The organism is Micromonospora sp. WMMD754 (assembly GCF_049315235.1).
Taxonomy (GTDB): Bacteria; Actinomycetota; Actinomycetes; order Mycobacteriales; family Micromonosporaceae; genus Micromonospora; species Micromonospora sediminicola.
In genome coordinates this window covers 6,444,667-6,469,216 of sequence record NZ_CP186058.1, presented here as the reverse complement: position 1 = coordinate 6,469,216, position 24,550 = coordinate 6,444,667, and the positions used below count along the sequence as shown (strand labels likewise).

At 66.8% G+C, this 24,550-nt stretch carries 26 protein-coding genes and 1 pseudogene; 12 read left to right on the top strand and 15 right to left on the bottom strand.

The annotated features are described in order from the left end of the window. Positions 1-654, bottom strand: coding sequence for a glutamine amidotransferase-related protein (locus ACN27B_RS30250; protein WP_422742743.1), 654 nt, complete (start codon positions 652-654; stop codon positions 1-3). 136 nt (positions 655-790) lie between these two features. Then, complete coding sequence (locus ACN27B_RS30245) at positions 791-1,336, bottom strand: DinB family protein (RefSeq protein ID WP_422742741.1); 546 nt, start codon at positions 1,334-1,336, stop codon at positions 791-793. A 127-nt stretch (positions 1,337-1,463) separates the two neighbouring features. Here ACN27B_RS30245 and ACN27B_RS30240 point away from each other — a divergent pair, with 127 nt between their 5' ends. Together ACN27B_RS30240 and ACN27B_RS30235 are read left to right on the top strand one after the other, a co-directional pair. Beyond that, the gene (locus ACN27B_RS30240; RefSeq protein WP_422742739.1) at positions 1,464-1,979 is read left to right on the top strand and encodes a GNAT family N-acetyltransferase; all 516 of its coding nucleotides are present in this window, start codon (positions 1,464-1,466) and stop codon (positions 1,977-1,979) included. A gap of 308 nt (positions 1,980-2,287) precedes the next feature. Further along, on the top strand, positions 2,288-2,410 hold the full coding sequence (locus tag ACN27B_RS30235) for a hypothetical protein (RefSeq protein WP_422742737.1): 123 nt from the start codon (positions 2,288-2,290) through the stop codon (positions 2,408-2,410). Positions 2,411-3,247: 837 nt separating this feature from the next. Here the strand turns inward: ACN27B_RS30235 and ACN27B_RS30230 are convergent. Together ACN27B_RS30230 and ACN27B_RS30225 are read right to left on the bottom strand one after the other, a co-directional pair. Continuing rightward, positions 3,248-3,418: a pentapeptide repeat-containing protein gene (locus ACN27B_RS30230; RefSeq protein ID WP_422742735.1), complete on the bottom strand. Its 171-nt coding sequence runs from the start codon at positions 3,416-3,418 to the stop codon at positions 3,248-3,250. Positions 3,419-3,981: 563 nt separating this feature from the next. Beyond that, positions 3,982-4,461: a hypothetical protein gene (locus ACN27B_RS30225; RefSeq protein WP_422742733.1), complete on the bottom strand. Its 480-nt coding sequence runs from the start codon at positions 4,459-4,461 to the stop codon at positions 3,982-3,984. Positions 4,462-4,662: 201 nt separating this feature from the next. Between ACN27B_RS30225 and ACN27B_RS30220 the strand changes: the two genes are divergently transcribed. Beyond that, positions 4,663-5,937: a barstar family protein gene (locus ACN27B_RS30220; RefSeq protein WP_422742731.1), complete on the top strand. Its 1,275-nt coding sequence runs from the start codon at positions 4,663-4,665 to the stop codon at positions 5,935-5,937. Positions 5,938-6,166: 229 nt separating this feature from the next. Here ACN27B_RS30220 and ACN27B_RS30215 read toward each other — a convergent pair whose 3' ends face one another. The 3 genes from ACN27B_RS30215 to ACN27B_RS30205 all read right to left on the bottom strand — a co-directional run bounded on the left by ACN27B_RS30215 (position 6,167) and on the right by ACN27B_RS30205 (position 9,365). After that, the gene (locus tag ACN27B_RS30215; RefSeq protein WP_422742729.1) at positions 6,167-6,808 is read right to left on the bottom strand and encodes a DUF7003 family protein; all 642 of its coding nucleotides are present in this window, start codon (positions 6,806-6,808) and stop codon (positions 6,167-6,169) included. A gap of 945 nt (positions 6,809-7,753) precedes the next feature. After that, positions 7,754-8,464: a MerR family transcriptional regulator gene (locus tag ACN27B_RS30210; protein WP_422742727.1), complete on the bottom strand. Its 711-nt coding sequence runs from the start codon at positions 8,462-8,464 to the stop codon at positions 7,754-7,756. A gap of 157 nt (positions 8,465-8,621) precedes the next feature. Continuing rightward, positions 8,622-9,365, bottom strand: a complete 744-nt coding sequence (locus ACN27B_RS30205) for a hypothetical protein (RefSeq protein WP_422742725.1) — start codon at positions 9,363-9,365, stop codon at positions 8,622-8,624. Positions 9,366-9,833: 468 nt separating this feature from the next. On the opposite strand from ACN27B_RS30205, the gene ACN27B_RS30200 reads away from it, so the two are divergent. The 5 genes from ACN27B_RS30200 (at position 9,834) to ACN27B_RS30180 (ending at position 14,606) form a co-directional block, all read left to right on the top strand. Further along, positions 9,834-10,481, top strand: coding sequence for a hypothetical protein (locus ACN27B_RS30200; RefSeq protein ID WP_422742723.1), 648 nt, complete (start codon positions 9,834-9,836; stop codon positions 10,479-10,481). A gap of 108 nt (positions 10,482-10,589) precedes the next feature. Next, complete coding sequence (locus tag ACN27B_RS30195) at positions 10,590-11,243, top strand: hypothetical protein (protein ID WP_422742721.1); 654 nt, start codon at positions 10,590-10,592, stop codon at positions 11,241-11,243. A 626-nt stretch (positions 11,244-11,869) separates the two neighbouring features. Then, positions 11,870-13,090, top strand: coding sequence for a hypothetical protein (locus tag ACN27B_RS30190; RefSeq protein ID WP_422742719.1), 1,221 nt, complete (start codon positions 11,870-11,872; stop codon positions 13,088-13,090). 169 nt (positions 13,091-13,259) lie between these two features. Then, positions 13,260-13,601 (top strand): hypothetical protein, encoded by a 342-nt coding sequence (locus tag ACN27B_RS30185; RefSeq protein WP_422742717.1) that lies wholly within the window; start codon positions 13,260-13,262, stop codon positions 13,599-13,601. A gap of 459 nt (positions 13,602-14,060) precedes the next feature. Next, positions 14,061-14,606, top strand: coding sequence for a hypothetical protein (locus tag ACN27B_RS30180; RefSeq protein ID WP_422742715.1), 546 nt, complete (start codon positions 14,061-14,063; stop codon positions 14,604-14,606). A 69-nt stretch (positions 14,607-14,675) separates the two neighbouring features. Here the strand turns inward: ACN27B_RS30180 and ACN27B_RS30175 are convergent, their stop codons facing one another. From ACN27B_RS30175 to ACN27B_RS30150, 6 genes and pseudogenes are all read right to left on the bottom strand, one after another. Then, a complete protein-coding gene (locus tag ACN27B_RS30175) occupies positions 14,676-14,966 on the bottom strand; it encodes a barstar family protein (RefSeq protein ID WP_422742713.1) in 291 nt (96 codons plus the stop codon). A gap of 207 nt (positions 14,967-15,173) precedes the next feature. Continuing rightward, positions 15,174-15,497: a hypothetical protein gene (locus ACN27B_RS30170; RefSeq protein ID WP_422742711.1), complete on the bottom strand. Its 324-nt coding sequence runs from the start codon at positions 15,495-15,497 to the stop codon at positions 15,174-15,176. A gap of 363 nt (positions 15,498-15,860) precedes the next feature. Continuing rightward, the gene (locus ACN27B_RS30165; protein ID WP_422742709.1) at positions 15,861-16,070 is read right to left on the bottom strand and encodes a hypothetical protein; all 210 of its coding nucleotides are present in this window, start codon (positions 16,068-16,070) and stop codon (positions 15,861-15,863) included. A 411-nt stretch (positions 16,071-16,481) separates the two neighbouring features. Next, the gene (locus ACN27B_RS30160; protein WP_422742707.1) at positions 16,482-17,258 is read right to left on the bottom strand and encodes an inositol monophosphatase family protein; all 777 of its coding nucleotides are present in this window, start codon (positions 17,256-17,258) and stop codon (positions 16,482-16,484) included. A 34-nt stretch (positions 17,259-17,292) separates the two neighbouring features. Continuing rightward, positions 17,293-18,558: pseudogene (locus ACN27B_RS30155) on the bottom strand (IS701 family transposase). Between the two features lie 261 nt (positions 18,559-18,819). Next, the gene (locus tag ACN27B_RS30150) at positions 18,820-20,208 is read right to left on the bottom strand and encodes an IS701 family transposase (protein ID WP_422742705.1); all 1,389 of its coding nucleotides are present in this window, start codon (positions 20,206-20,208) and stop codon (positions 18,820-18,822) included. 104 nt (positions 20,209-20,312) lie between these two features. Between ACN27B_RS30150 and ACN27B_RS30145 the strand changes: the two genes are divergently transcribed. Continuing rightward, the gene (locus ACN27B_RS30145) at positions 20,313-20,639 is read left to right on the top strand and encodes a DUF4241 domain-containing protein (protein WP_422742703.1); all 327 of its coding nucleotides are present in this window, start codon (positions 20,313-20,315) and stop codon (positions 20,637-20,639) included. A gap of 117 nt (positions 20,640-20,756) precedes the next feature. On the opposite strand, the gene ACN27B_RS30140 is transcribed toward ACN27B_RS30145, so the two are convergent. Beyond that, a complete protein-coding gene (locus tag ACN27B_RS30140; RefSeq protein WP_422742701.1) occupies positions 20,757-21,470 on the bottom strand; it encodes a hypothetical protein in 714 nt (237 codons plus the stop codon). Positions 21,471-21,642: 172 nt separating this feature from the next. On the opposite strand from ACN27B_RS30140, the gene ACN27B_RS30135 reads away from it, so the two are divergent. The 3 genes from ACN27B_RS30135 to ACN27B_RS30125 all read left to right on the top strand — a co-directional run bounded on the left by ACN27B_RS30135 (position 21,643) and on the right by ACN27B_RS30125 (position 23,494). Next, positions 21,643-22,077, top strand: coding sequence for a hypothetical protein (locus ACN27B_RS30135; protein ID WP_422742699.1), 435 nt, complete (start codon positions 21,643-21,645; stop codon positions 22,075-22,077). Positions 22,078-22,167: 90 nt separating this feature from the next. Continuing rightward, the gene (locus tag ACN27B_RS30130; protein WP_422742697.1) at positions 22,168-22,938 is read left to right on the top strand and encodes a hypothetical protein; all 771 of its coding nucleotides are present in this window, start codon (positions 22,168-22,170) and stop codon (positions 22,936-22,938) included. A 163-nt stretch (positions 22,939-23,101) separates the two neighbouring features. Beyond that, positions 23,102-23,494, top strand: a complete 393-nt coding sequence (locus ACN27B_RS30125; protein ID WP_422742695.1) for a DUF6924 domain-containing protein — start codon at positions 23,102-23,104, stop codon at positions 23,492-23,494. A 39-nt stretch (positions 23,495-23,533) separates the two neighbouring features. Here ACN27B_RS30125 and ACN27B_RS30120 read toward each other — a convergent pair whose 3' ends face one another. Continuing rightward, entirely contained in the window at positions 23,534-24,052 is a 519-nt protein-coding gene (locus tag ACN27B_RS30120) for a hypothetical protein (RefSeq protein WP_422742693.1), read from the bottom strand. Between the last annotated feature and the right edge of the window lie 498 nt (positions 24,053-24,550).

The following is a 24,550-nucleotide window of genomic DNA, read 5'->3' as shown; positions in this document are numbered from 1 at the left end:
TCAGCCCTTCGTGCGATTCCGCTCGTACGCGGCATCCGCCCAGGCCCGGATTATTGGATGGGGATTGGCCCGCACGGACAGTTCGGGTTGGAACAGGGTGCCGAGGAAGAACGGGTGTGCGGGTAGTTCGGCCACTCGCACGACGCCGTCCGGGTCGAAGCCGGTGAAGCTCATGCCGTGCTCAGTCAGTATCTGCAGGGCGAGTGGGTTCAGGCCATAACTGCAGTGATAGGTCTCGCGTGTCTGCTTCGCGCCGAGCGCTCGCTCGAACAGAGAACCGCTCGTGGCCAACACCAGACACTCGTTGCTGCCCACCGAACAGGAGAGAGGAACGAGGACCTCCTCTTCGTCCATGCCCGCGACCTGGGTGGCGAATTCGGTGACAGCCAGCTGCAGACCACCGCACGTACCCAGCAGCGGGATACCGTTGCGGCGGGCTACACCAGCCGCTGTGATGACTCCTGCCTCGGACTCGTAAGGGCTGCCGAGAAGCCAGACTCCGTCATACTCGCTCAGGCTCCTGTCCACCGCCGTCGTAGGGAACCAGGTGGACTCCACCTCGGCGCCGCTGAACGCTTCTTTCAGATCATCGATGGCGCGGGTGACGGGCGCGTGCGATGAGGCGTCCAATTGTCGATCGCCAACCAGTGCCATGCATATGCGACTCATGTTCTGATCATCACCTGTTGCGGGGACTCCTGGCCATGCTGATGGCCTCTTCAATGCCGTAGCAGGGACGGCGAGGGTCTGCTGCATGGGTGACGTGTCCGCAGGACTGGGCCGGGTGGCTTCAGCTTGGAAGCTGCCGCTCCAGCATGCCGCGGAGCAGGGCAGCTTGACCCACGTGTTGCAGCCCGTCCGCGAGTAGGCCGACGAGCCTGTCTTGGACTGTCGCTGTGTCACCCAGGGTTGGGCTTGCCACCCGGCGCGACAGCTCGTCCAAGGAAGCGGCATCAAGGTAATGGTCGATCATGTCGACAACTGCCCGGTGATACGCCACGACCAGTTCGGGCGCCGGGCTTTGGAACGCTGCCGCTTCGGCGCGGCTGTGCCGGTAGCCGGTATCGCTGGGGTCGGCGCCTCTGCCGAAGCGCGCGTGCCAGCCGTCGGAGAGCCATACCTGCTGGCTTCCTCGAAGCTCGCTGATGTTGCGATCATGACTCCGAGTGAGGTGCCACAACAGCCACCCGATTGAGTTGGTTCCAGCTTTGGCAGCTCGGTCCAGGAGATCGGGTTCCAGCCCGTCAAGCACCGCCAGTAACTCCCGCTGCGTGCGATGGACGAGGCCGCGTACGAGTATCCGCCAGTCTGCCCTGTCGCTGCCGCTCACGCTCACCCGCGCCTGCTCGCCGAAGCTGACTTGTGCCTTGGCTCAAGGCAGGCGAGCAGGAAGCAGCGCACGGTGGGCCGTTCGGCTATCGGCAAGGTTGCTCCTCAGACCAATCGCAAAGCATGATCATGTCATGATGAGCCAGCGATTGCGTCTCGCAACAGCCAGCGACGTGGATGCGCTCGTCGATATCCTGAACGGCGCGGTCGACTGGCTGAAGCAGCGTGGTTCGGACCAATGGAGCGGGCCTCCATGGCACTCCTCGGAGCCGCTACCCGGCGTTGAAGCTCAGACCACACATGTCGCCGAGGACGCACACCGCCACATCGTTGGCCTGATGGACATCAGCACGGTGCCGGACGAAGACTTCTGGACGGCTGCAGACGGGCTGTCCGCCGCACTATACGTGCGTCACCTCGCCGTGGACCGATCGCGCAATGGGCGGGGAATCGGCGCGTGGATGCTCAAACAGGCCGACACGATGGCTGCCCGAGCCGGCAGGAGGTGCCTCCGGCTGGATGCCTGGAAGACAAACACGGCGTTGCACCGCTACTACCTCGCGCAAGGCTTCGAGCATCTCCGGACGGTTGAGGTCCCAGGGCGCCACTCGGGTGCCCTCTTCCAACGGCTGACAACGGTCGAGATTTGACCGCGGCAGGTGAGGAGGCAAGTGGTGATGGACCGCTCGGCGCGCACGGATTCGCTTCACTGCGGCGCGTCCCAGTAGCGCGCGGCACGTAGGCGTTGCTGTGCAGTGCGAAGAGGTCGTTCGCATCCGTGTCGTCGAAGGGACGCAGTTGGCCCACCAGGTAGCCGCCGAGATCATGGCTCTGACGGCGTCCGTACCGGAACCGATGAACCCCGATGGCGTGGTCACGGCCCGCCCTACTTCGGTGCGTCCGGGTCCGTTCCCCGGATTTGGTCCACCGCTGGGCGCTGCCCATCGAGCGACGCTGGATGCGGCCACCGGAACGGAGTCAGTACGAGCGCCTCGTCCGGCTCGGCGAGCAGTTCGACTACGGCGAGTTCATCGTCTCCGACCTCGAGGACCTGGTGGAAGAGGAATCAGAGCTTCGGTGAGCCGGTTGGCCGACGCCGGGGGAGTGGGGTCGGAGCTTCGAAACGCGCCGCCGGTATCGCGGCCTGAGATTGGGGAGCAGGTTGGGAGCAACCAGGTGCACTGAACGGCGTCGAACGGCACCCGACGGCACCGAACGGCATTCAACTGCACCCACCACGACCTGCGCCTTCTCGTTTACGCAGCTCAGAGTGCGTGCGGCGTCCTGCTTCACACGGAGTGCTCAGCCGAATTGAGCAGCAGTCGACGGCACTCTATGTAGCCTGGCCGGGCAGTATCCGCAGGTCAGGGCGGTAAGGGGCCGCTGGGTGGCCTGGCCTTGCAGGTGGGTGCAGATTGGGTGCAGCGCGGCGAAGTGGTCACGCGCCCGAAGTGCTCAACGGAGCCAAGCAGGGCACAACGTTCTGAGCTGCGGGGATGTGGGCGGACGGATCGGTGTGACCTCCCAGAGAAGACCGAAGTGGTCAGGGTTGGCTGCTCACCGCCTGGCTGGTGCCGGCTGTCGGCCTGGGGCCGCCAACGCCAGTCACCAGTGCCGTACCGCATCGACGTACGGCTCTGAACGCCTTCGTGGCGGCGTCGGTATGGATCTCGCGAGTTGAGACCCGGATCCCACCAGCAAACCTCTGAGCAGGGCTTCCTGCTCGGTGACCTCTTCGGCGAGCTCGAAGCCGTCGGCACGCCTTTGGCGGGTGAACGCGGTGACAGCTCGGTGGCCCAACGTCAACTGGACGTATCCCCGGAATCTAGAGATCGTGCGGCCACCCAATGACGCGTTCGGCGGTGACGCCTCGAAGGTCGGCTCCGTTCCACCGTGCCCCGGTGACGTCTGTGCGTCCCTACTCCGGATCGTGCGTCATGACGTAGCTGAACCGCGCGTAGGACAGGTCGGTGTCGCGCAGGTCGGCGCCACGGAAGTCACACAACTTGAACGAGTGCCCATCGAGGGTGTGGTGCCGAAGATCGCGACCGACGAGCGATTGCCTCGTCGCGCCGGGCGGGGTGCTCACTCGCGAACCGTAGCGTGGTCGCCCATTGCCGAACCAACGGCTTTTGTCCACTCACTTGCGGGGCATCCCGTTGCGCAGGACCGCCGCTCCGCCCGCACGTAGCGGCGCGCGGGCGTCAAACGGAGCCTGACCGTTAGTCGTAGAGCTCAGGCCGCCATAGAGTCTCTTCTCTGCGATCTGTCTCCGGCGGAGCCTGAAGTACCGGATGAACTCGTAACCGGCGGGGTCGCTTCCTGGTCAGACGGTGCCGCAATCGCTGGATGCTCTCAGGGACGCGGATACAGACCCAAAGCAGGGCCAGTGATGCTGCGAGGGTGAGCAAGCCGATGCATATGAGGCTGCCAAGCGGGCTCATCGGCGGCTCCTCCATGACAGCGGGACGGAAATCGGCAAGCAAGCACGAGCATGATCGATCGTGCCACGGCACCGTTGCTCCCGGCACTTGAGCCCCGAATCCCACCAGCAGAATGGGATGTTCCTCGACGGTGGCCTCTTCGGCGGGCCTGAAGTGGTCAGATGTCGGCGATGAAGACGAGGAGGATTGTGTCTTTGGTGTCGTGTGATCAGCGGGGTAGGTCATCGGGAACAGGCAGGTCAAGCGCCGCGAGGAACCGTGCTGTCTTGACCTCCACGAAGACCTCGGCGTCGTCTAGGTCTTCGTCTTCGTCATCGTCGTCGTGGTCGAGATCGATGTCTGCTGGGTTGAGGTCTTCGGCAAGGTAGGCGGCCAGCTCGGCATCCTTGGCCTCGCGTTCGGTCCCGCTCGACCTACCGTGCTGGTGGGCCCACCAGGCGCCCAGGCCGGCGGCCTCGCGGGCCGCATCGGTTGGGGCTGAGGCGTCCGGGTTTTCGAAGTATGTGCGTGGGGTGTCACCGAGGTAGGCGACACCGCTGCCGGGGCCGGGTGGGCGGTAGGTGATCGTGGCGATGTCGCTGTCATGGATGTCGACGAGCAGCCACGGCTCCGGGATGGTCAGTTGTTCGGCGGGGTGGTGTGCCGTCCACCGGTGTCCGTTGAAGAGGTAGGTGCCGAAGAACCCCACGATTGATCTCCTGAGCCCAGGGCGACGACCGGTCACGGTACAGCGCGCAGATCATCGCATGACGGCGCGGGCAGGGCAGGGCTTGCAGACCGGCCCGTGCGCTCATGCCGATGAGCGGATGCGTTTGAGGTTGCGTCGGCCATGCTGGGCAGTCCCACGAACGCGCCCGGTCGTGGCGTCTGGAGCAGGTAGGGTCTCGGCGTGACGACGAGCGCCGGTCCCGAGGCGGTCCTGCCGCCCGAGCAGCGGCGGTGGACGTGGGAGCATCTGGTCGGCCCACGCTGGCTGCTTCTAGACGACGTCGGCTTCGAGGGTCCCTACGAGGACGACACCCCTCTGGCGCTGTGCGCGGAGATCGACGGATTGTTCGTGGATCTGCCGCCCCGGCCCCGGGAGCGGTTCACGCTCGTCGGTTGCACCGCGGCCGGCGCGCTTGCCGATCTGCTCGATCGGCTGCCCGCCGAGGCGCTCGGAACCGATGCGGCATGGCTGGGCGACGTCTCCATAGCGGCGCCTTCGCCACCGCCAGGCACGCCGCCGTCCTGGTGGGGTGAGGACCTCGGCGACGTCGTGGTGCTCGCGCGACGACCGAGCATCGCCAGGCCGGGAACCGTAGACGTCGATCTCAGCGGCTTCGTCCATGTCTACGACCGCACGAACGCCGTGGTACGTCCCGACGAAGTAATCGAATTCGTGATCCATGGTCGGGACGAGCAGCCCTACGGCACATGCCGAGACGTCACCGGCGTGTTCCGCGATCGGGCCGCACCAGCAGTGCCACAGGTGCGACTGCTTGGCTGCCGGCCGGAACCTCCGCTGCTGACCGCGCTCGGTGCGCTGCGCCAGTCGACCAAGGCAGGTCTGCGTCGCCGGCGCATCCGCGCCGAGGTGTACGTAGTTGCCGCCGACGGTTCGGCAAACCAGGTCATCGGCGCCGTAGTGTCCGGAACGGTCAACGCGAGCGGGCCATCACGGCTCGGTGCCGGACTCCTTGACGTCACTGTCGACAGCGATCCGGGGGAGCCGCTGCCGACGGGTGTCCTCGGCATCCTGGAGCATTGGTACGCCCGACGGCCCGCCGAGAAGAATCTGTGGGCCGACTACGACCGGGAGTTGCGCCACCACTGGGCCGGCGTGGCGCTCGCCCACCGGACCGGTGCGCCGGACCGGCCGGCCGGTATCACATACGACCTCGACGGCCGGTTCGTGACCGACATCGAGGGGTTCTACTGCGCGATCGGCGAGGCGATCAACGGCCCGGGCGGATACTTCGGGTGGAACCTCGACGCCCTCGACGACTGCCTGCGCGGGGGGTTCGGCGCGCGGGCACCGTTTCGTTTGGTGTGGCACGACTCCGCCGTCGCCCGCGCGCACCTCGTCGCCGCCTACGATCGGCGTCGGCTGGGTCCGGCGGTCACCATGGAATACCTGCTTGACATGCTTACCGCGCACAAGGTCGAGATCGACTTGCGGTGAGCCGTGAGCCGACGCTGACAACCGATAGGTCGCCAGATCGGACCCAACGAGGGGCAGGAATCATCGGTGCAGGCGGCCCGCCCATCGATCCTCCATGATCGGATGCGCGCTCATGCCGCCGACCGGGCGCGGCCGGTTTACCGCAGCCGTGGCAGGGCGGGGTCACGAGCGCAGACGGTACAGGTCATGGGCTCTTCTGCTACGAGGTGAGCGGCTTGGTCCGGCCCGGCTACAGGCTTCCCGAGTCCGGCCAGTTGGACCAGTGGGTGTTGGGCGGCAGGGTCGGCGTGTATCGCCTGAGGTCGCCGGTTGTCAGGACATCGGCAATCTGGCGGAAGGTTTCAGACTCGCTGGGTCGTAGCCCGCCGGCGAGGTCGGGGTGGTTCCACTGGTCCAGCCGGAGCACCTCGGGTGTGTCGACCGGGATTCGGCGCCGCAGTTCTTCCTCGTCGGCTAGGAGAAGCTCGCGATGGCGTGGAACGAGCCGGCGCAGCACGTCGACCAGGTCCTCGCCCGGCTCGGCCGCAGGGGCGATCGTCTGGCCACGAACCACTACGGGTCCTCCCCGGTAGGTCTCGGGCTCGTCGGGGTCTTCTATCTCGTCCCAGTTGTCGACTCGGTCGAGAAAGTCACCGTTGCCATAGCCAGGTTCGCCGCTGGTCAGGCAGTTGCCGAATACGTGGAGCACGTCGGTGAGGTTGCCGGCCCGTGGCGAATAGCCGACCGCCTCGACGATGAGGGCCCACTGCTCAGCGTCACGATACCCATGTAGCCGAACGTCAACAGCGTAGTTGTAGCCGTGGCCCAGGTCCGGAAACAGGAACTCCTCGGCTGCGGCGTCGAACTGTTGGAGGACCTCGACCGAGCGCATAGCCGAGCAGTGTAACCAGGCACGCCGGTGACCCGAGACGCCCGCACATGCCGCTGATAAGGCGCGGCATTCCTGAGCAGTCCGGTCGACGACCGGGCGGTGGGAGCGGGGCGGGAGCGGCTGAGCCTAACGGTCGCTGGCCGGGCGTCGGCGTTAGCCAGTGCCGCTCGGGCAAGCGGCCACGATCTCTAACGAACGATCTGCAGGACCGTCCGTCTCAGCTTGGCCGCAGCAGCCGCGTGAGCCCTGGATGGGGGGAGCAGGTTGGGAGCAACAGGTTGCACTGAACGGCCCTCAACCGCACCGAACGGCACCGGACGGCAGGCAACTGCACCCACCCCTGCCTGCGGCTTCGCGTTTTTGCAGGTCAGAGTGGGTGCGGCGTCCTGCTTCACCCGGAGCGCTCAGCCATTCTGGGGAGCAATCCAGGCCACTCTATCTTGCCTGGCCGGGGAGTATGCGCAGGTCAACCTGGTAAGGCCCCGCTGGATGACCTAGCCTTTCAAGTGGGAGCAGATTGGGTGCAGGTTGGCGAAGTGGTCACCGCGCCCGAAGTGCTCACCGACACCGGACAGGCACAAGGCTTTGAGCTGCGGTGATGCGGCCGAGCGGTGCGGAGTGACCTCCCAGAGAACGCCGAAGTGGTCAGGGTTCGCTGCTCCCCGTCCTGCTGGTGCCGGCTGCCGTCGGGGACCCGCTGACGCCGGTCAAGAGGGCCCTGTTGTATCGACGCATGGCTCTGGCTCCCGCCGTGCTCGCGTCGATGTGATTCCGAGGGCTGAGACTCGAATCCCACCAGCAACGCGCTGACCAGCGCTTCCTGGGCGATGACCTCTTCGGCGTGCCCGAAAGCTTCAGCACCCGTGGCTCGAGTTCGCAGGCCGACGACGTCCGCTCATGCGGGAGGTAGTGCGTTCGCCGTGGGTTGGGGTGTGCGGTCCGGGGTCATGCATGGCTCAGGTCGATGACGTTCCCGTCGGGATCACGGACACAGGACGTACGCGGTTTCCAGGCGAAATCGGTCGGGGGATGAACCTCGACGCCGCCGGCCTCTATCGCACGGTCATGAGCGGCATCGACGTCGTCAACGAGCAGCCCAAATCGTGTGCCGTCATGCCTCGACATCCCTCCGTCCCGCTCCTCTAGCGTGATCAGGAAGAACCGGTCGGTGCGGTACGTGCCGAACTGCACCGACGAGATTGCTTCGTTGAACACGACGTCGAACGCAGCCGTGTAGAACACGGCCGCCTCCTGGACGTCTGCGACCTTGATGCGGATCTGCATAGGACGAATGGTCTGCAAAACTGGCATTGCAGTTCCCTTCTCGATGAATTCGTCGACGGCGACTATCCGCTGCGACACCTCGCGGATCTGAGCAACCAATCGCTCGCGGTGTGCGTCCAGCGCTGACCGCACCTGTCCTGCAGGTCGGCCCACCACCGCACGAACCTCGTCGATCGGCACCCCCACCGCGCGCAGGCCGCAGATCAAGCGGGCGTCGTCGAGCTGGCCATGGTGGTAGCGCCGGTAGCCACTGCCTGGATCAACCTGAGCCGGCTTGAGCAGTCCGACTTCGTCGTAGTGACGTAACGCAGGGATTGTCAGGCCGGTCGCCGCAGCGAACACACCGATGTTGAGCAGAGCATCACCGTTCACCCATCAAGCTTCGAGCCTCAGGCGGCGTGAGAGTCAACATCAGCGCCCTCAGGATCAGCGCGGCACTCTCTTCTGGTCGCGATCCGCTTGCCGCCTGCCCACGATGGGTCGGGCTGGCTGGCGGCCGGACATGGCCGGAAACAGTGCGACGTCGCGGCTACGGCCGTCCGGAGTCCAGCGCAGCGAACGCTTCCGTGATGAGGAGCAGATCGCTTGGTGAAAGCTCGCTTCCGAGGCTCCGGTACGCGTGCGATCCGAGACAGACCAGTACGCCGTCAGCGGTAGCCCACTGACACGCTTGGGTCCAGTACCGGCGGCTGTTGAGCAACTCGACGCCTACCTGACGCGCATGGGAGCCGGCACCGAGTGAGGTCAGGGCCGCCATCACCAGGTCAATGGCTGTGCGAGGGCGGTCGCGGTCTGCGCAGGCTGGCAGCAGTAGGAGCATTCGTTCAGCCACGGTGTGTCCCTGGTCTGGTTGGTGCGCAGCGGCAACAAGTTCTGGCCAAGCAAGCGCGGGCCCTCGAAAGTGCCCTTCCATGGCGGCGAGCGGGATCGAGTCGCCGCCGTTGCCAGGATCCAGGACGTAGTCGACGCCGCCGTCGCCGGGAAAGTTCCGCATGATGACGCGTAGGCGGCTGCGTCCAGCAAGCGCGAGAGAAAACACCGGCCAGCTGTCCGGATTGAGAAGGGTGGCGGTGAGTTCGTCGAGGTCAGCTAGGTCGGCGCCGAAGGCGTTCGGCGCCGAAACGGATCCGCCCACGGTGTAGAGGAAAGCCGGCCAGAACAGAGCGTCTGCCATCACCTGGGAACCATCGATCAACGGTGACCGCAGGAATGGCGGCTCATACCCGTCCAGGTAGCCAGGGATGATCACGTCGACATCCTTGCAGAAGATCATCGGCGAATCCGGCCGCCGCCCCCGTACGCCGCTGCGGCTATCCAAGGTCAGTGCACGCTTCTGCCGCAAGTCCCCCCGGTGAACGTGCGCCGGGCCGGGCGTGCGCGGACCCGCCGATGTGAGGGTGGTTGATCATGCCGTTTGTTCGACCCCATGGTGATCGCGGACTCAGCGGATGGTGGCGATGGGGCGTTGCAGAGTGGCGTGAGCGGGTGGGCCCCAGGTGGGTTTGCCGCCGGGGCGGTCGTGGACGCCGGCGTCGCCGATGAGGATGCCGCCGAGGGCGCGTGCCGAGGCGCGGTGACCGCGTCGTGCCAGACGCCGCGGGCGGCGGCCGGGTCGTCGATCAGTCCTCGCTCGGTGGCGGAGGTGAGAACCTCGGCTTGGCGAGCCGTCCCAGTACCTTATTGACAAATGATCTAGGTTGCATGTGGCCACCCTGGCCTCTGACGTGCAAGGTTGGTGATCATGGCTGGATACACGGCGCCTGGCGAGAAGCCGGAGCGAATGCCACCGGCCGCGCTCGTTGCTGAGGCGGCGCGTCAACCGGGAGGGTGGGTCGCCGAGCTGGACCGGGCGCTGATCTGTGACCCGGACGGCTACATTCCGGCAGAGGCGATCCATGGTGCGTGGAAGGTCGACGACGCCGGCGAACTTACTGGCGAGTTCCAACCGAACCCGAGGTACGGGCCTCCCCAGGACGACTTCACCAAGCTCTTCAGCACTGATCATTTCTTTCAGTGGCTCGGGGACGACCCTGCTGCCACGATCCGGGAGTCGGTCGCGGAGATAATCGATGAACAGGTGTCGGGCGCGGCTGTCCGGTGGATGAAGATCACGGACGAGCCTCGTTTCCTCACCGCTGGTCGACGGGATGCGGATGACCCGGGCAGCCTGATCGTCACGCGTGCCGCTCTGGCCGCAGCTTTCGCGATCGGGGTCGATGCGCCAGCGCGTCCCCACGAGATCCTGTGGGGGGTCTACAGCATCGCGGTCGTCGGACTCGATCGTGGCGAGCAAGCACGAAGCCGGGTGTGGTTTGACCTCTGGACCCGGCTGGACGCGGCAGAACAGCAGCTCGTCACTCGCATTGGCGACGTCGGCCGGCCGCGCTGACAAGACGCAGGATCGACTTTGAGTCGTTCTGACAGGTGTCCAAGTGCCTATGAGTAGGCGTTCGGCTCGCTGGCTGGCGGGCAGGGTGGCCCTGGCATCATCGCGGTGATGAGCGACTGGGATCAGTTCCTGTACGAGGTCACGTGGTTCCTCCCGTCAGGGAAGAGCGTGGTGGTGGGCGAGGCGCGGTCATGGTCTCGCGGATCAGTCGACTGCTTGCCGGAGCTTTCCGCGCTGCTCGCTTCTGCGGCGCTTACGCCCGTCTTGGTCGGTGGGGACGCCTTCGAGTTGCTGGCATGGGGACCGTCGGATGATCGACGGGGGTGGCTCTGCCGTCCACCTCTCGACGTGGACAGCGACTGCATCACGTCGACTCACAGAGGCTTCTGGAGGCTGTGCGGCGGGATCGTCGAACGGTTCGGCGAGCCCGACACCTGGTGGATCAACCAGAACGAGGTGCTGACGGAGGACGCGGCGCACGTATCAATCGCCGGCGTGCTCGCCGACTACGCGTGGCTGTGGGAAGACCACGGCGTCGAGATCCCCATCAGCCCCGATGAGTACTACGCCGTGGCCGTGGAGGCCAACGGGAATCTGACGTTGGCGCACCGCGACGACGGACGGCTCCTCCTCTTCGCGCCAGATCACGCCTTCGCCAATGTCACGCCCCTGGCGGGCTCCCCGCCGTACTCACTGCTCACGATCGACCATGTGCCCGACCTCGCCGCTTGGATAGAGGTGTGTGCCGCGGCCTGGCGATAGCAGCTCGCCGACGAGCGCCCGCATCTGCCCAACGGTGCTCCTTGCGTAGCTGAGCAGGGCGCGGCGCGCCCGAGGCCCGCGCCGGCCGACGCGCGGTCTTTGCGTCCGATCCCGCTGCGACACTCTTCGGCATGGAGCGGTTTGACGTAAGGGCGGACGCGTAACTCGACGACGACAACGTGATGCTCACACTGTTCGGATCCTCATGGCTGCTGAACGCAGATGCGAGTCCGGACGAGTGGGCTAAGAACCTCCCTCGCGTTGCCGGTGCCGATCACACGCACCGCTTGGACGTCAGCCTCAGGACATCGGCGAAACGCCCCGTGTGGTGGAGCGTGAACGCTGGCCAGCTCACCTTGAGCGTGGGCCAAGACCCCGAGAGCTGCGACTTTGTCGTAGTTCTACCCGCTGCCCTTCTATCGGAGATCCAGGCACAACTGGACGCCCTCGCGGCCGACGGCTGGGGTTAACCCAGGGGGTATCGCGCGCTCATGCCGCGGGTCGGGCGCACACCGCAGGACCAGCTGATCATGCTGGTGGCGCAGAGCGGTGCGTAGGCTCTCGCGCTGTTACTGTTCCTCAGCATGAGCCGCCCGCGGTGGTGCTCGTTCCGGTGAGGCTGAGCCATGCCCTTTCACGCTTACGGCCCGTCGGTTGACGACGAAGCCCTTCTCGACGCGCTGCGTCAGGGTCACGACCGTTCCCGGGAGCCTGGCGAGCCGTTCTGGCGGGTGCCGTCCTCGTTCCTGTGGTCGGCGCTGTATTGCGGCGGGCGGCTGACCCCGGCCACGGTCGGGGGTGTGCGCTACCTCGTCCGGACGATAGGAGAGCCGGGTTTCGGCGGCGACGACCCGGCCCTGCGCCAGGCAGCCGTGTGGTTCCTACGTGACGTCGCTGGTGTCGCGCTGGCGGGTGTTGACCGGGCGGCGGCGTCCCGGCGCGATGAGCCCGAGGTACGGCAGTGGCTGGCGGCGTACCTACGCGGGCCCCGTTCGGTCCTGGAGTGGACGGAGGCCGACGCGCCGGGCGAGGTGCTGCTGGCCGCGGCGCGCGTGGACTGCTTCGACCTACTGCCCGAGGTGTTCGCGGCGATCGAGCCAATGCTGGCCGCCTCGGAGCCGCGGCTGCGGATCTCTGCCGCCTCGGCCGCGGCGATGCTGAGCCGCCATCCCGACCTGGTGGCGCACCAGCCTCGGCTGCTGGCCTACCACCTAGCGGAGTGCGTCTCGGACGACCCGCATCATCGCGCCTCCATGCTGCTGGGCGCCGGCGAACTGGACGGGGCACCCCGAGAGTGGCTGAGCGACCCCCACCCCGGCGTGCGAGTGTGCGCCGCGCTCGCTCCAGCGCTCGCCGACGATTCTGAGGCGACGGCAGTGTTGCTGGGGGAGGCGACTAAGAATCCGGCCGTCATCGACATGCAGGCGTTCGAGGGCATGGTGCTCACGGTCCTGCCGCACGCGGCGGCCGTGCTCGCCGAGCGGCTGTGCCGCGCCATCGACGACGTCGACCGCCTCCTACCCGCAGCGATCGCGTCGGTGCCGTACGGCGCGACATACCTCGACGTCGGCGAGGAGCACCAGATGCAGGCCGCGCTGTGCGAGCCGTACCTGCGGATGGTCTTCCCTGACGGCCTGCCGTCGGCGGCCACGCCCGCGCAGCGCCGACTCGCCGCGGCGCTCGCGCAGCACGATCCGGCCTGGGGGCGTGACTTCCGGACACTAGCGCCTCCGGACCGCTACCGCGCATCGCGGGACGCTCAAGCCTGGGAGGCGACGTTTTCGCGGCTTCGCCTGCCCAATGACCGGTCCTCGTGGCTGGCCGTGGCTCAGGCCGACCCTGCCTGACTCGCGCTTCCCCGCGGTGTCATTACGCCCAAGATCGGTCTTCTCGCGAGCTTTCCCGGCGGATCACGGACCGGTCGTCGCACAGCGGCTCACCGAGCATGCGGCACGTGGACAGCAGAACACCCATCGACCTGGGCGGGTGCATACTGGGCGCCCCAGGATGAGGGCGGTGGTTGTGGCGGAGACAGGACTCGACGAGGCTGTTGCGCGGATCCGATCCAGCGGCGGCTACCGCAGCCTGGTCTCGGGATACCGATGCCTTGCCCTCGGGTTGGTCTTTGGTCTGTTGGTTTTGCTGTCGACGTTCGTCCGCTCTCTACCGGTGACGGTGACGTTGTTCGTCGTAGCAGTGCTGGGGATCGCCGCCGGCGTGTGTCTCTGCTGGGCGGGCGTGATCAAGCTGCGGGTCGACCGGTTGATGCCACGCGGCGGAACCAACCGTCACCGAGCCCTGATGCGAGGACTGTGGCAAGACGTGATCAGGCCAGTGCAGCGCAACCGGCATGAGTAGAGGAGGCGCGCACGTGGTCAGGCAGGGTGTGCGGGAAGTGGTAGTGGCAGGAAGCGCCGATATGCGATGTCGGGGGTAAACCCTCTTTTTGTGGCGGTGTGTGGGTGGCTTGCTGCCGGCTGGAGGATTCGTGTTCGGCCGTTAGCCGTGACCGGTCGGCATCTGGTCCGCACGAGGTCGATGGACGGCGGAGGATCGGTGTGTGGCCGAGGATTTCCATGCTGGGCGGCCGGTGTCTAGGTCACCGGAGCGGACCGGGGGAACCTCAGTCGGTCGCGGCTTGCCTCTCGGAAGGGGCCATCCCGCTGTGGGCCTGTCCCCACGGCTGGAAGGCTGTACCGTCCGACCGTGCAAAGCCCAGCGCCGAGGATTCCTACCGGGCCGTCACTGGCGGCTGCCTTCCCGGCCCACCTTCAGCGGGACGTGCAGACCGTCTTGAATCTCCTACCGTCGGCGCCCTTGGCGCCGGCTCTGCCCTTCGGTGTAACCGTCGATGAGCAGCCACTGGTCATCCCCTACCGCATCTACCAGGCCGAACCCCCAGCCGGTGCGGAGGCCAGCCTGCCGCCGACGCAGTTGGCGATTCTCAACTGCCTCTATACGCGTCACCACGACGGTCGAGTACGGCAACGACGGCTTGAGCATATTCTGGGGCTGAACGAGCCGTGGGTGGTCCCATTCGTGGTTCGGCTCGTCGGGGAGTACGTCCTGGAGATCCTGCTCGACCTCCGCCGTGAACTCGTGGAACTCGACGATCCCACGACGCCGCAGCACGCTGTCTATGGACGGGTTCTCGCCGCGAACCCGTCCTTCCTCGCTGTCACGCGCCAGCGAGTGGCGAGTTACTGGGCCTGCTACCACCGGCATCTGTACTCCGACCGTCGTTACTACCCGGGCTTCACGGTTATCGAGTCCATGCGAGCCGCAGCGAGGCACTACAGCGCACTCCGAAGAAGCCGAGGAGAGGTACAGGACGCAGGAGCAGTGAGATTGCTGGCCGAGTGAGAGCCCTCCTGGCGGTGCAGGAGTCCGCAGGTCAGAGTTGGTGCCGCGTCCTGCTTCGGAACGAAGGGGTCATCGCAGCTCGAACGTGAAGCGTTCCTCGTGACCAGCCTCGCGGTCCTCGGCTTCCACTGCCCGCAGGAGCCCGCAGATCCTTCCGAATCGCTCCGCTCCGAGATTCCTCTCGCTGGCCTGCCAGTCAGTCCAGACGACGGTGACCGGGCGGGGAACATCCCTGCTCATTCGGTCCCACAGAGCATCCAGGTTCGCACCGTAGTACGGCCCGAAGTCGAGTGCACGGGCCAAGAGCAGGTGAAGGTCGGCTTCGGTGCGCACCTCGCGGCCGTCGATCTCTAAGAGCACGTGGCCTCACCCGTTCCTGCTGGCAGCTACGCCACTGACGCACGTCTCGTCTGGGCCAGGCTCGTGCCCGACCGGTGCCCGAGACAGCGGTCAACGCGGGGCGACGGGGACACTTGCCTGATGATCAACGTTCGTAGCGATTTCCCTGATGCTGCGACTACCCGCCGTGTAGATAAATCCGATTCCCAAGCTGACAGTTCAGTCGGATCAGGACCAGGTTGCCCGCTCTAGCTGATTCGGGCGGACCCGGAACTGAGTGGTGCCGTCCTCGGCTTCGACATGGTCGGGAGCAGTGCTAACGACGAGCACCTGATCCTCCTGCTGAACGACGACATGGCACCTCACGAACGCCGGCCGGGGCAGAGCAGTGCCAGGAAGGGTGCCGTCCTCTGCGAAGAAGATCGGCACCTTGTCGACGAAGAACCAGTTTCGTCCGTCGGCGTCGACCAGCCGTACACGAACCCAACCCGGCCAGTCTTCGTCGACCCATGCAATCGCCTCGCAGCGCAGCAATTCGGCGGACCTGGTCACCGGGTTGATCCTGCCAGGTCGGTCACGCCTGGGTGGCGCGCGGCTATCTGGGGCACGCAGGGGCACGAGGCATTGTCGAACGTTGCCGATCAGTGAGCAGCCCTGGCAGCCTGCGACCCATGTGAGCAGGTGCCGAGACTGTTCCCGCTGGTGAGCCGATCACGGCCTGTAGTTCCGCTTCAAGGTTGTGCATGCCGCTTCGCGGCCGCCTACTCCCGCCGAGCGGTCCAGCCAGCAGCCCAGTACACGGGCCGCCAGCCGGGGCTCCTCCAATCCTTGGGCACCTCCTCGACGTGTACGCGAGCGACAGCCTCCAGGTCTTCGTCACCCCAGGTCTGGGCGAGGAACTCCGAAACCGTGTCGTCAATATCTTCCCGGCAGGCTTCGGCTTGACCATCCGCCACGACGAAGTGGAGGACAAAAGGTCTCTGATCCCGCGTCCACGAACAGGGCGCGGATGTCCGACGAGATGTTGCCCAGGGCGGCTTGTGCGGCAGCCAGCACGGCCATGTTCTCCCGGTCGAGGGCAGCCTTCTGCCCCTCGGTCAACTCCGGGTTGTAGTAGCGGTGCACGAGCCGAGCATAACGAGCTCGCCCCGGGAGCGCTGGTTCGATCCGTAGCGGCAGGCGCAGGACGCCCACGCACGATGCGACCGCCGACCAGGGCGAATTCCGAAGGCCCTAGTGCTGTCGACAGCAATGGTGACAGCAATGGGGTTAGAGCGCTACGGACAGGGGCGGAAGGCTGCGGACCAACGCCCGAGGCTAGTACGGCAGCCGCTCTTCGTGATTTGTGCTGCAGTTCGAGATCGAGGCGTAGGTGTCGTGGGCTCGTCGGGTTCGGACTTAATGTCGGCTCGCCCGTCAGGACGGCGAGGATGATCAAGACGAGGATCGTGAACCTGCGGCGAGGAGTTTCAGTGGCGGACCGGTGTTCATCGAGGTCGAGTTAGCTCATCGTGGCGATTCATAGCTGCCCGAGGTTTAGGCGGAGCGGGCCAGGCGCGTCAGCACTTCGCGGTGCAGCAGTCCGTTGGTCACCACGGCCGTTCCTCGCGTGGGGTCTTCGCGACCCGTCAGGTCCGTGAAGATGCCGCCCGCTTCCTCGACGATCAGCTGACTTGGCGCTAGGTCCCAGACGTATCCGCTGGGGTCTAGCGCCACGTCCAACGAGCCCTCGGCCACGGCCATCTGGGCAAGGAAGCCCCCCGAGCCGAAGGTCCATCTGACCTTCCCTACAAGGTCGACCAGTGGGTGCAGCAGACCCCGGTCTCGCCAACCGGCGAGCTCGGCGAAGCTCAGGTGAGCGTCGGCGAGCCGGTCCACGGCCGAGACCTGGATGCGGCGCCCGCCGGTGTAGGCGCCGCCGCCGCGGGTGGCCCACCACCGGCGCCCCAGGGCAGGTGCGCTGACCACCGCGACCACCGGCCGTCCCTCGACGAGCAGGGCGATCAGCGTGCCGAAGTACGGCAGGCCACGGGCGAAGTTGTTTGTATGGTCTATTGGGTCGACCACCCAGCAACGGCCTGCGACTATCCGGTCGCCGTGGAGCTCCTCGGCCGCGAGGGCATCTGTCGGCCGGCGCGCGGCGATTATGGCGGCCAACGCGCGTTCGGTCGCCAGGTCGGCTTCGGTGACGAGACTTCGATCCGGCTTAACGGTAGCGGCGGGCCCTGCCGCCAGGTGTGCCAACGTGATTTGGTCCGCCTTGTCGGCGAGTTCCTGTGCCAGGGCGAGGTCGTGTTCGTGCCGGCCGGTCATCCCGCACACCCTAGTACGAGACTTCCATTCGTGATCAAAGGTGGGGTTCGGGGTTGAGTCGGCGTGTGTAGTGGGCTCGTCGGGCTCGGGCTTGATGTTGGCGTCGCCAGCCTGACCAGTGCAATCGGTGGGCGAGGTCGCTGATCGGGCGGATGATGTAGGCGTTGATCAGGCGGCGGACCTCGTTGACGGTCAGCGTGATCAGCTTAGTGTCGCTGCATTCGTCGTGGGTGGCGTCGGCGGCGCAGATTGTCAGGACGGCGAGGGCGGCCAGGGCGAGGGTGGTGAAGCGGTGCCATGGGTCCCAACGGCGGACCTGGTGCTGGTCCAGGCCGACCTGGCCCTTGGCGGCCTGGAAGGCTTCGTCGACGGTCCAGCGGATCCCGGCGACCCGGACGAGCTGGGCGAGGGTGGCCGGTCTGGGAGTTCAGCAGCGGTAGAAGGCCGACTCACCGGTGGTGGTGTTCTTTCTGATCAAGATGCTGTGTCGGCCGCTGTCGTCGGGGTCGGCGTCGGTGCACACGTCATCAAGCCAGGCCCAGTCGTAGAAGCGCGGGCCTTTCGACCCGGCGCCAGCGCTGCAGCGCTGCCACGCCGAGGCGGGCAGGCCAGCGGCGATCCGGTCGGCACGCAGCCGGGTCTTACCGCCGTCGATCGGCACCAGGTGGCTGCGGGACACGGCTAGGACGTAGCCGAGCTGGTGTTGGCGCAGGCCAGCGCGGAAGGCGGCGCTGTTACCGTAAGCCTCGTCCGCGGTTACCCACCCGGCCGGCACCCCGGCGTCCAGAGCGGCGGTGATCATCTCGGCGCCCAACTCCGGCTTGGTAGCGAATCCGACCTCGTCGGGCACCCCGGCAGCCTGGCAGCGATCCCGGTCCTCGGTCCACGACGCCGGCAGATACACCCGCCGATCGATCAAGGTGTGCCCATCAACGCCGGCGTAGCCCAGGAACACCCCGACCTGGCTGTTCTCGACCCGCCCCGCCGTGCCGGTGTACTGCCGCTGCACCCCGACTGTGTGAACGCCCTTCTTCAGGTCCCCGGTGTCGTCGACGACCAGGACCGCGTCCCGATCACCGAACCGGCCGGTGATCAGTTGCCGCAGGTCGTCGCGGACAGCGTCGGCGTCCCACACCGCCCGGTACAACAGTCGCTGCATCGCATCCGGCCGGGCATACCCGGCCTGCTCGGCCAACTGCCAGCACGTCTTCACCTCCAGGTCCGACAGCAGCCCGGTCACGAACTGTCCCGCCGCACGACGCGGCTCCACCCGGCTGAACCGGCCCGCGAAGCAGCCCAGCACCTCGGTCAGCACCCGCTCCCACGAGCAACAGCTACGCTGTGGCACGAGGCCGCCGCCAGATCTGAAGTTATGTTTACAACGTACAGACGATCACACGGTGGCCGCCTCGCGTCCACCGCACCCGAGCAGCGAGATCTCAAACGGCGGCTGCCGTACTAGTAGTGCTTTGTTAGGTTGGGACGAGTTGGTGGCAGAGGGGGCAGAACCCGAGCCAGGTCGCGAGTAGGTATTGCAGTTCGCGGAGGACGGCGTAGAGGCTCAGGTCTGCCCTGCTGCTTTTGGGCGTGTCAGCCGTAGTTGGGTGAGGAACAGTTGGGCGGCTGCGGTGAGGGTGACGTGGCGGTGCCAGCCGATCCAGGAGCGGCCTTCGAAGTGGTCGAGGCCGAGGGCGGTCTTGAGTTCGCGGTAGTCGTGCTCGATGCGCCAGCGGCTTTTGGCCAGGCGGACCAGTTCGGCAAGGGGTGTGTCGGCGGGTAGGTCGGACAGCCAGTAGTCGCTGGGTTCGTGCTGGTCGGGGGGCCATTGCACGAGCAGCCAGCATTCGGGCAGGACGCCGTCGTCACCGCGGTGGGGTCCGCGTCGGATCACCCGGCCGGCGGGACGCACCCGCAGGGCGAAGAAGTGCCCGGACAGTTCACCGGCTGGCCGGTCCGGGGTGCGGTCGGGTGCGGGTAGCCGGGCGCGCCAGCGCACCAACGTCGTGGCGTCGGCGCCGTGGGCGAGGGCCAGGTCTTTCAGGCTGCGAGCCGGGTGGGGGTAGCGCGGTGTGGGATGGGGGCCGACTCCGGCGTAGGGGACCTCGACGGGTTGGGCGTCGCCGGGTTGAGCGGTGGTGGACGAGGTGGTCGCCACGATGTAGCCGATGCCGCGTTCGGTCAGGCCCTGGCGGAACTCGGCGACCTGGCCGTAGCCGGCATCAGCGGTCAGCAGCGGCGGACGCAGCCCCCACGCGGCCAGTTCGTCGAGCATCTCCAGGGCCATCAGCCACTTCGGCCGGTACCGCTCGGCGTCGGGGACCTTGGATGCCGCCCGCCGCCGGCGGATCAGCGCGATCTGCTCGGCGGGCGGCACCTGCTGGCGCACATGTGGTTTCTTCGCCCCGGCCTGGTCGAGAGTGACCGGCTGCTGGCGCAGCCTGCGGGCGTGCGCGTTCGCGGGCTTGCCGTCCGGGCCGGGCACGCAGGTGTCGTCCCAGGACTCCGGCACGAACAACCGCCAGTTCAGCACCGCCGACGCGGCGTCGGCCGCGGCGTGGACGCTGACGGCGATCTGGCAGTTGGCGACCTTGCCCAGCGTGCCGGAGTACTGCCGAGCCACACACGCTGAAGCCTTGCCGTCTTTGGGAAATCCGGTGTCGTCGACCACCCACACCTGGGGCGTCACCAGATCGACCGCCGCGGTGGCCAGCCGCCGCCGCACGCCAGCGACGTCCCACGTGGACGAGGTCAGGAACTGCTGCAACTGCTGATGATCGACCCCGAGCCGCTGCGCCATCGGCTGCATTGACTTGCGCCGACCGTCCAGCATCAGCCCCCGCAGATACCGCAGCCCCGTCGCCCGCTGATCCGAGCGCCGCAACCCCGCGAAGATCCCCGCCGCGAAGTCCTCCAACCGCGCCCGCACCCGAACGAGTTCCCGCTCATCCACGCACCGCAGCCAAACACCACCACGATGCCCGTACAAGCGACACGCCACAACGACCTAACAAAGCACTACTAGGAAAGCCACGGAACATTCACTTCCCGCTTCGGATGGCACTATCGACGCTGGCTACAACTAGCAGGGCTTCGCAGAGCTCCTACCTCTGGAGCCTGGCGGACGCGGCAGGAGCCCGTCGAGTTGGGAGCGGACAGGTTCGCTATCCGGTGGACGCGGGCGTGAGCGCACCAGCGGACGCGGTTGTCGTCAGGGCGCTCGCCCGCAGGGAGTTCGACCAGGTGGACGATGTCTTCATTCCGGCGCAGGTGCCGCCCGCACCTGCCGCTATCGATGCGATCACGGATGAAGCGACCGGAGCGAACGTGATCATCGTTAGCTCTGGATGGGGCGACGGCCTCCACCCGACCTTCGTCGGGTAGGCCGCCGGCGGCGAGGTGAGCAGCTACGTCACTGACTTCCTCGTCATCCCAGACCAGACGGCAGAAGCGTGATCCACCCCTGCATTTGCACTACGCGACGTCGGCTCAACCAGTTGCTTAGCGGCGGAGCTGGATCTCGACCCGATGGCGAAGGTATTCGTCCTCCGACGAGCGGGCGATCTCGACGGCCTGGGTGACCAGTGGGTGCATGTCGGTGGGGTACGCGTCCGGGCTCAGCGGCAGTCCGGGAAGCAGGCAGCGACGAACGTCGACATCGTCGTCGGCGACGAAGCGTCGTAGCCCGACCTCGCGGTAGCGGCGGTCCAGGTCGTAGTACTTCGCCCGTTCGCCGAGGCTCTCCTGGGTCGGGGTGTTCAAGCTGGTGCGGTAGCGCAGTGGAACGATTGTCGAGTACCAGGCGCGGGCCGCTCCCGCGGCATCAGCGGCGATGCCGGTCTCGACATGGTCGAGCAGAGCGAGCCTGACCCGGCGCCGGCCGAAGGCGGTCACTGTCGGGCCGACAAGATCGCGCACGAAGCTGGGGTCAGGCTCATGCACCGCGGCCCGGATGAGCGGTGTGAACCAGGCATCCGGCACCGGGCCAGCCTCGTCGGTCAGCATGGCGCGGTCAGCGACGGCTGCGCCGACAGCACGGCGAGCGCGGTGACGCCAGGCCCGGCCGCTGCGGAGATCCGGCTGATCGAGCGCCGGAGGTTCCGCATCGACGAGGTGGAGAAGCTCGCCCAACAGAATCGCGTACGCCGCGGACCGATCCACCGTCCGGTCGGCCAGGGGCTGGAACACCACCGGCGCTTCCTCCATTGATGCCATCCACGCACCCTAGCCATCACGCACAGCGGAACCGCCGTCACCGGGGCGCTTCGCGTGCGTCGCGACTGACCAGTTCGGGATGACCACAGGCGGCAGCACCGGCTGGGCTTCGAGGGCTGACGACGTCGGTGTGTCGGTGCGACGAACGGCCGGCGCTAGACAGAATGCTGAGGTGACCTTGAGGAAGACCGGGAGGTTGTGGCGTGGGGACAACTTCGCTGACCTGGCCGAGTACATCCGCTTCTTCAGGGCGGGAGGGTATTCGGTATCCGTGGTGGCGGAGTCGCGATGCGGCGAGTGCGACGGTCTCGCCTTCCGGGTGGACATCGATGAGGAGGATGCGACCCGACGCGCGTGCCTCACCTGCGGCGGAGTCGCTTTCATCGGCGACAGTGCCGATCACTGGGCCGGGACCGGTCACGAGTCTTGCTCCTGCCCGTGCGGGGGTGAGGAGTTCGCCGTCGCGGTTGGCTATGCGTTTTTCGACGAGGGCGAGGTGCGCTGGATCAGCGTCGGCCTCAGGTGCTTGATGGACGGCGCCCTCGGCGTCTACGCCGACACGAAGATCGACTACAGCCCTTCGCGTCACCTTCTCGCTCAGGCCTAACTCGGCGGCCTTCCCCTCTGAAGATCTGCGTTGGGTACGCGATGCGGTGTTGCGAGTGCCGTTCAGCCAGGTCCTGGTCCGGATGTCTAGGTGATCGAACTGGGCGCCTGCCGGTGGTGGTTGACTGATCGGGTGGCGTTGGATCAGGAGTTGCTGGCCGCTCGTCGGCCTCGTGACGTGGTCGACGTTGCCGGCAGCTGGATCGCCGAGGCGTTGGGGGAGCACGGTTTCTGCTGGCTCGTGAAGTCTCGGATCGTGCAACGGCAGGTCGGTGACGTGGTGCAGCAGGTTGCTCTGCAGGCCAGCTCGTACAACCGCGTCGGCGGGCTCATCTCGGTCTCCACCTACGTGGCGGTGAGGGACCCGGTAGTGCGGACATGGCGGCTGGCGCACCCACACGTGGTCGCCGAACCGGCCGACCGCGACCTTGTGTGCGGCCACCTGCTGGGCTACGCGTCAGGCCGGGCCAACGGCTACGTGTACGGCGATGCTCAGGACGGCGACATCGACCTGACCGATCCCGCGCAGCGTGTCGGGCACCTGCATCGGTTCATGGCGATGATGCGAGAGGGCGTGCTGCCGTGGTTCGCCGAGGCCAGCGACCCCGACTCGATCGTCGGCTCCCGCGCCGGCGACTACACCGTCGACCCGGTCGCGGTTCTGGAATGGCTCGCCTTCCACGGCCGATTCGATCTCGTCCACAGCTACGCCGAGCGGTATCGAGCACGCCATCCTGGCACCGAACAACGCTGGGCGGACGGTACCGCAGCCGCACATGAATCACGCCCGTGCCCGCATGGGGGTGACTCGATTCGGGCCATGGCGTGGTCGGCGACCATGCTCACCACGAACCCCCTGTGAACATCGGCCGAGTGCGTGATCGATCGCGGGGCCCGTGCAGCCGGCCGCAGTGAAGGGCGGCCGGCCGGCCCGTGCCTCATGATCTGCACGGCAGTGTGCCGGCGCCCATATCGGCGGTTACGCTGCGCCGGTGGCAGGGCTACCGCAAACGAGGAGCGTTCTGGTGATCCGGGCGGACTTCACCGATGACACCGTCTGGAGCCGGATCCGGCGGTGGATCGCTGAGCCGACCGAGGAGGGCTTCGGCGCGGACGTCGACTTCGTTGAGGACCGCGCGTTGAACGGCCTGGACGAAGCCACGATCCTTGCCGGCTACCCACCGATCTACCCGCACGAGTACCGGCATCCGGTGCTGTTCGTGATCGATGCTGTCGCCGTGACCGGGCCAGAGCACCCCGTGCTGGTTATCAACCTCAACTGCGCGGTGGACGCGCGACCGTTCCGGGCGCTGCCTCGGCAGGTGCAGGCGATCCAGAACAACCTGTCGCTCGCGAACATGGACTACGTCGAGTTCGCGATGTCAGTGGGAGTAGATGGCGTCTTTCGAGGCTTTTGATTCAAGACTCGGAAGGCGTAGGGCTACTCGCTTGCTCGCCTACTTCTGGCACCGCCCGCTGGCCTGCCCTTCGGCGATGACCTTGTCGACGCCCTTGGCGTAGTCCGCCATCGACTCGGCGTCCGGCTGGTACCGCCACTGCCCATCCTCGTACCGGATCTCGGACATCCCGGCGGCGATCGACCGCTTGAAGTTCACGACTGCCCTGTCCTCGCTCTCAAGACGGGCCCCGGTGATCTCGAAGGTCAGGCCGGTGATGGTCTTGCATTCGGTGTGCAGGCGGGCGTACTCGCCGCGGGTGATCGCTGCCTTGCCCTCGTTGGTCCAGAGGTCCCATGCGCCCTTCCAGTCGCCGGCCGCGTAGGTGTCGTACTCCTTCTGAGCTAGGGCCTTGGCCGCCTCTACGGTCTTCGGCTCCTGCGGCTTGTCGGCCTTGGCCTCGGTGGAGGCGGCACCCGGGGCGGCGGGGGTGGTCGGCTCGGCGGTGTCCTCGTTGCCGCAGCCGGCGGTGAGCAGGGCCAGACCGAGGGCTCCAACGGCGATGATGGTCTTGCGCATTCGTGTGTCTCCTGGTCATGGCGCAGTGCAGGCCGGCCGGCGCGGCCGTGATCGGTGATGAACCGTCGCCGCCCTCGGTAAGTCGTGGGTGATCATGACAGGTCGGTGCGACAGATCAGCGGTGGGGCGCACAGTCGCTGGTCAGCTCATGCTGGTACGGGCTCAGAAGCGGCAACTGTGCAGCATGGGCGTGAGCGCCGAGCCCTTCCTGGACCGCTTCGGTCGGTACCTCTTGACTGTCGCCAGGCTCAGCCGGGCAAGTTCGGTGATGCGCAGGGAAGTCCCTCGGGGCGAGGCGGGTCGCCATGATTCGAGCCGCCGACGTGAGTAAGCGGAGATGCTTACGGCCGGCCTGATCGGCTCAGCCAGGTAAGTGACTGCAGCAAGATTAGGACCGCCCTGAGCCGTTCGCCGCTGGGGTCGTCACGGGCCGCCTGCGCCATCTCAGCGCTTGGCCTTCGCCTGATGTCGCACGACGGATGGGGACGCTGGCGATGG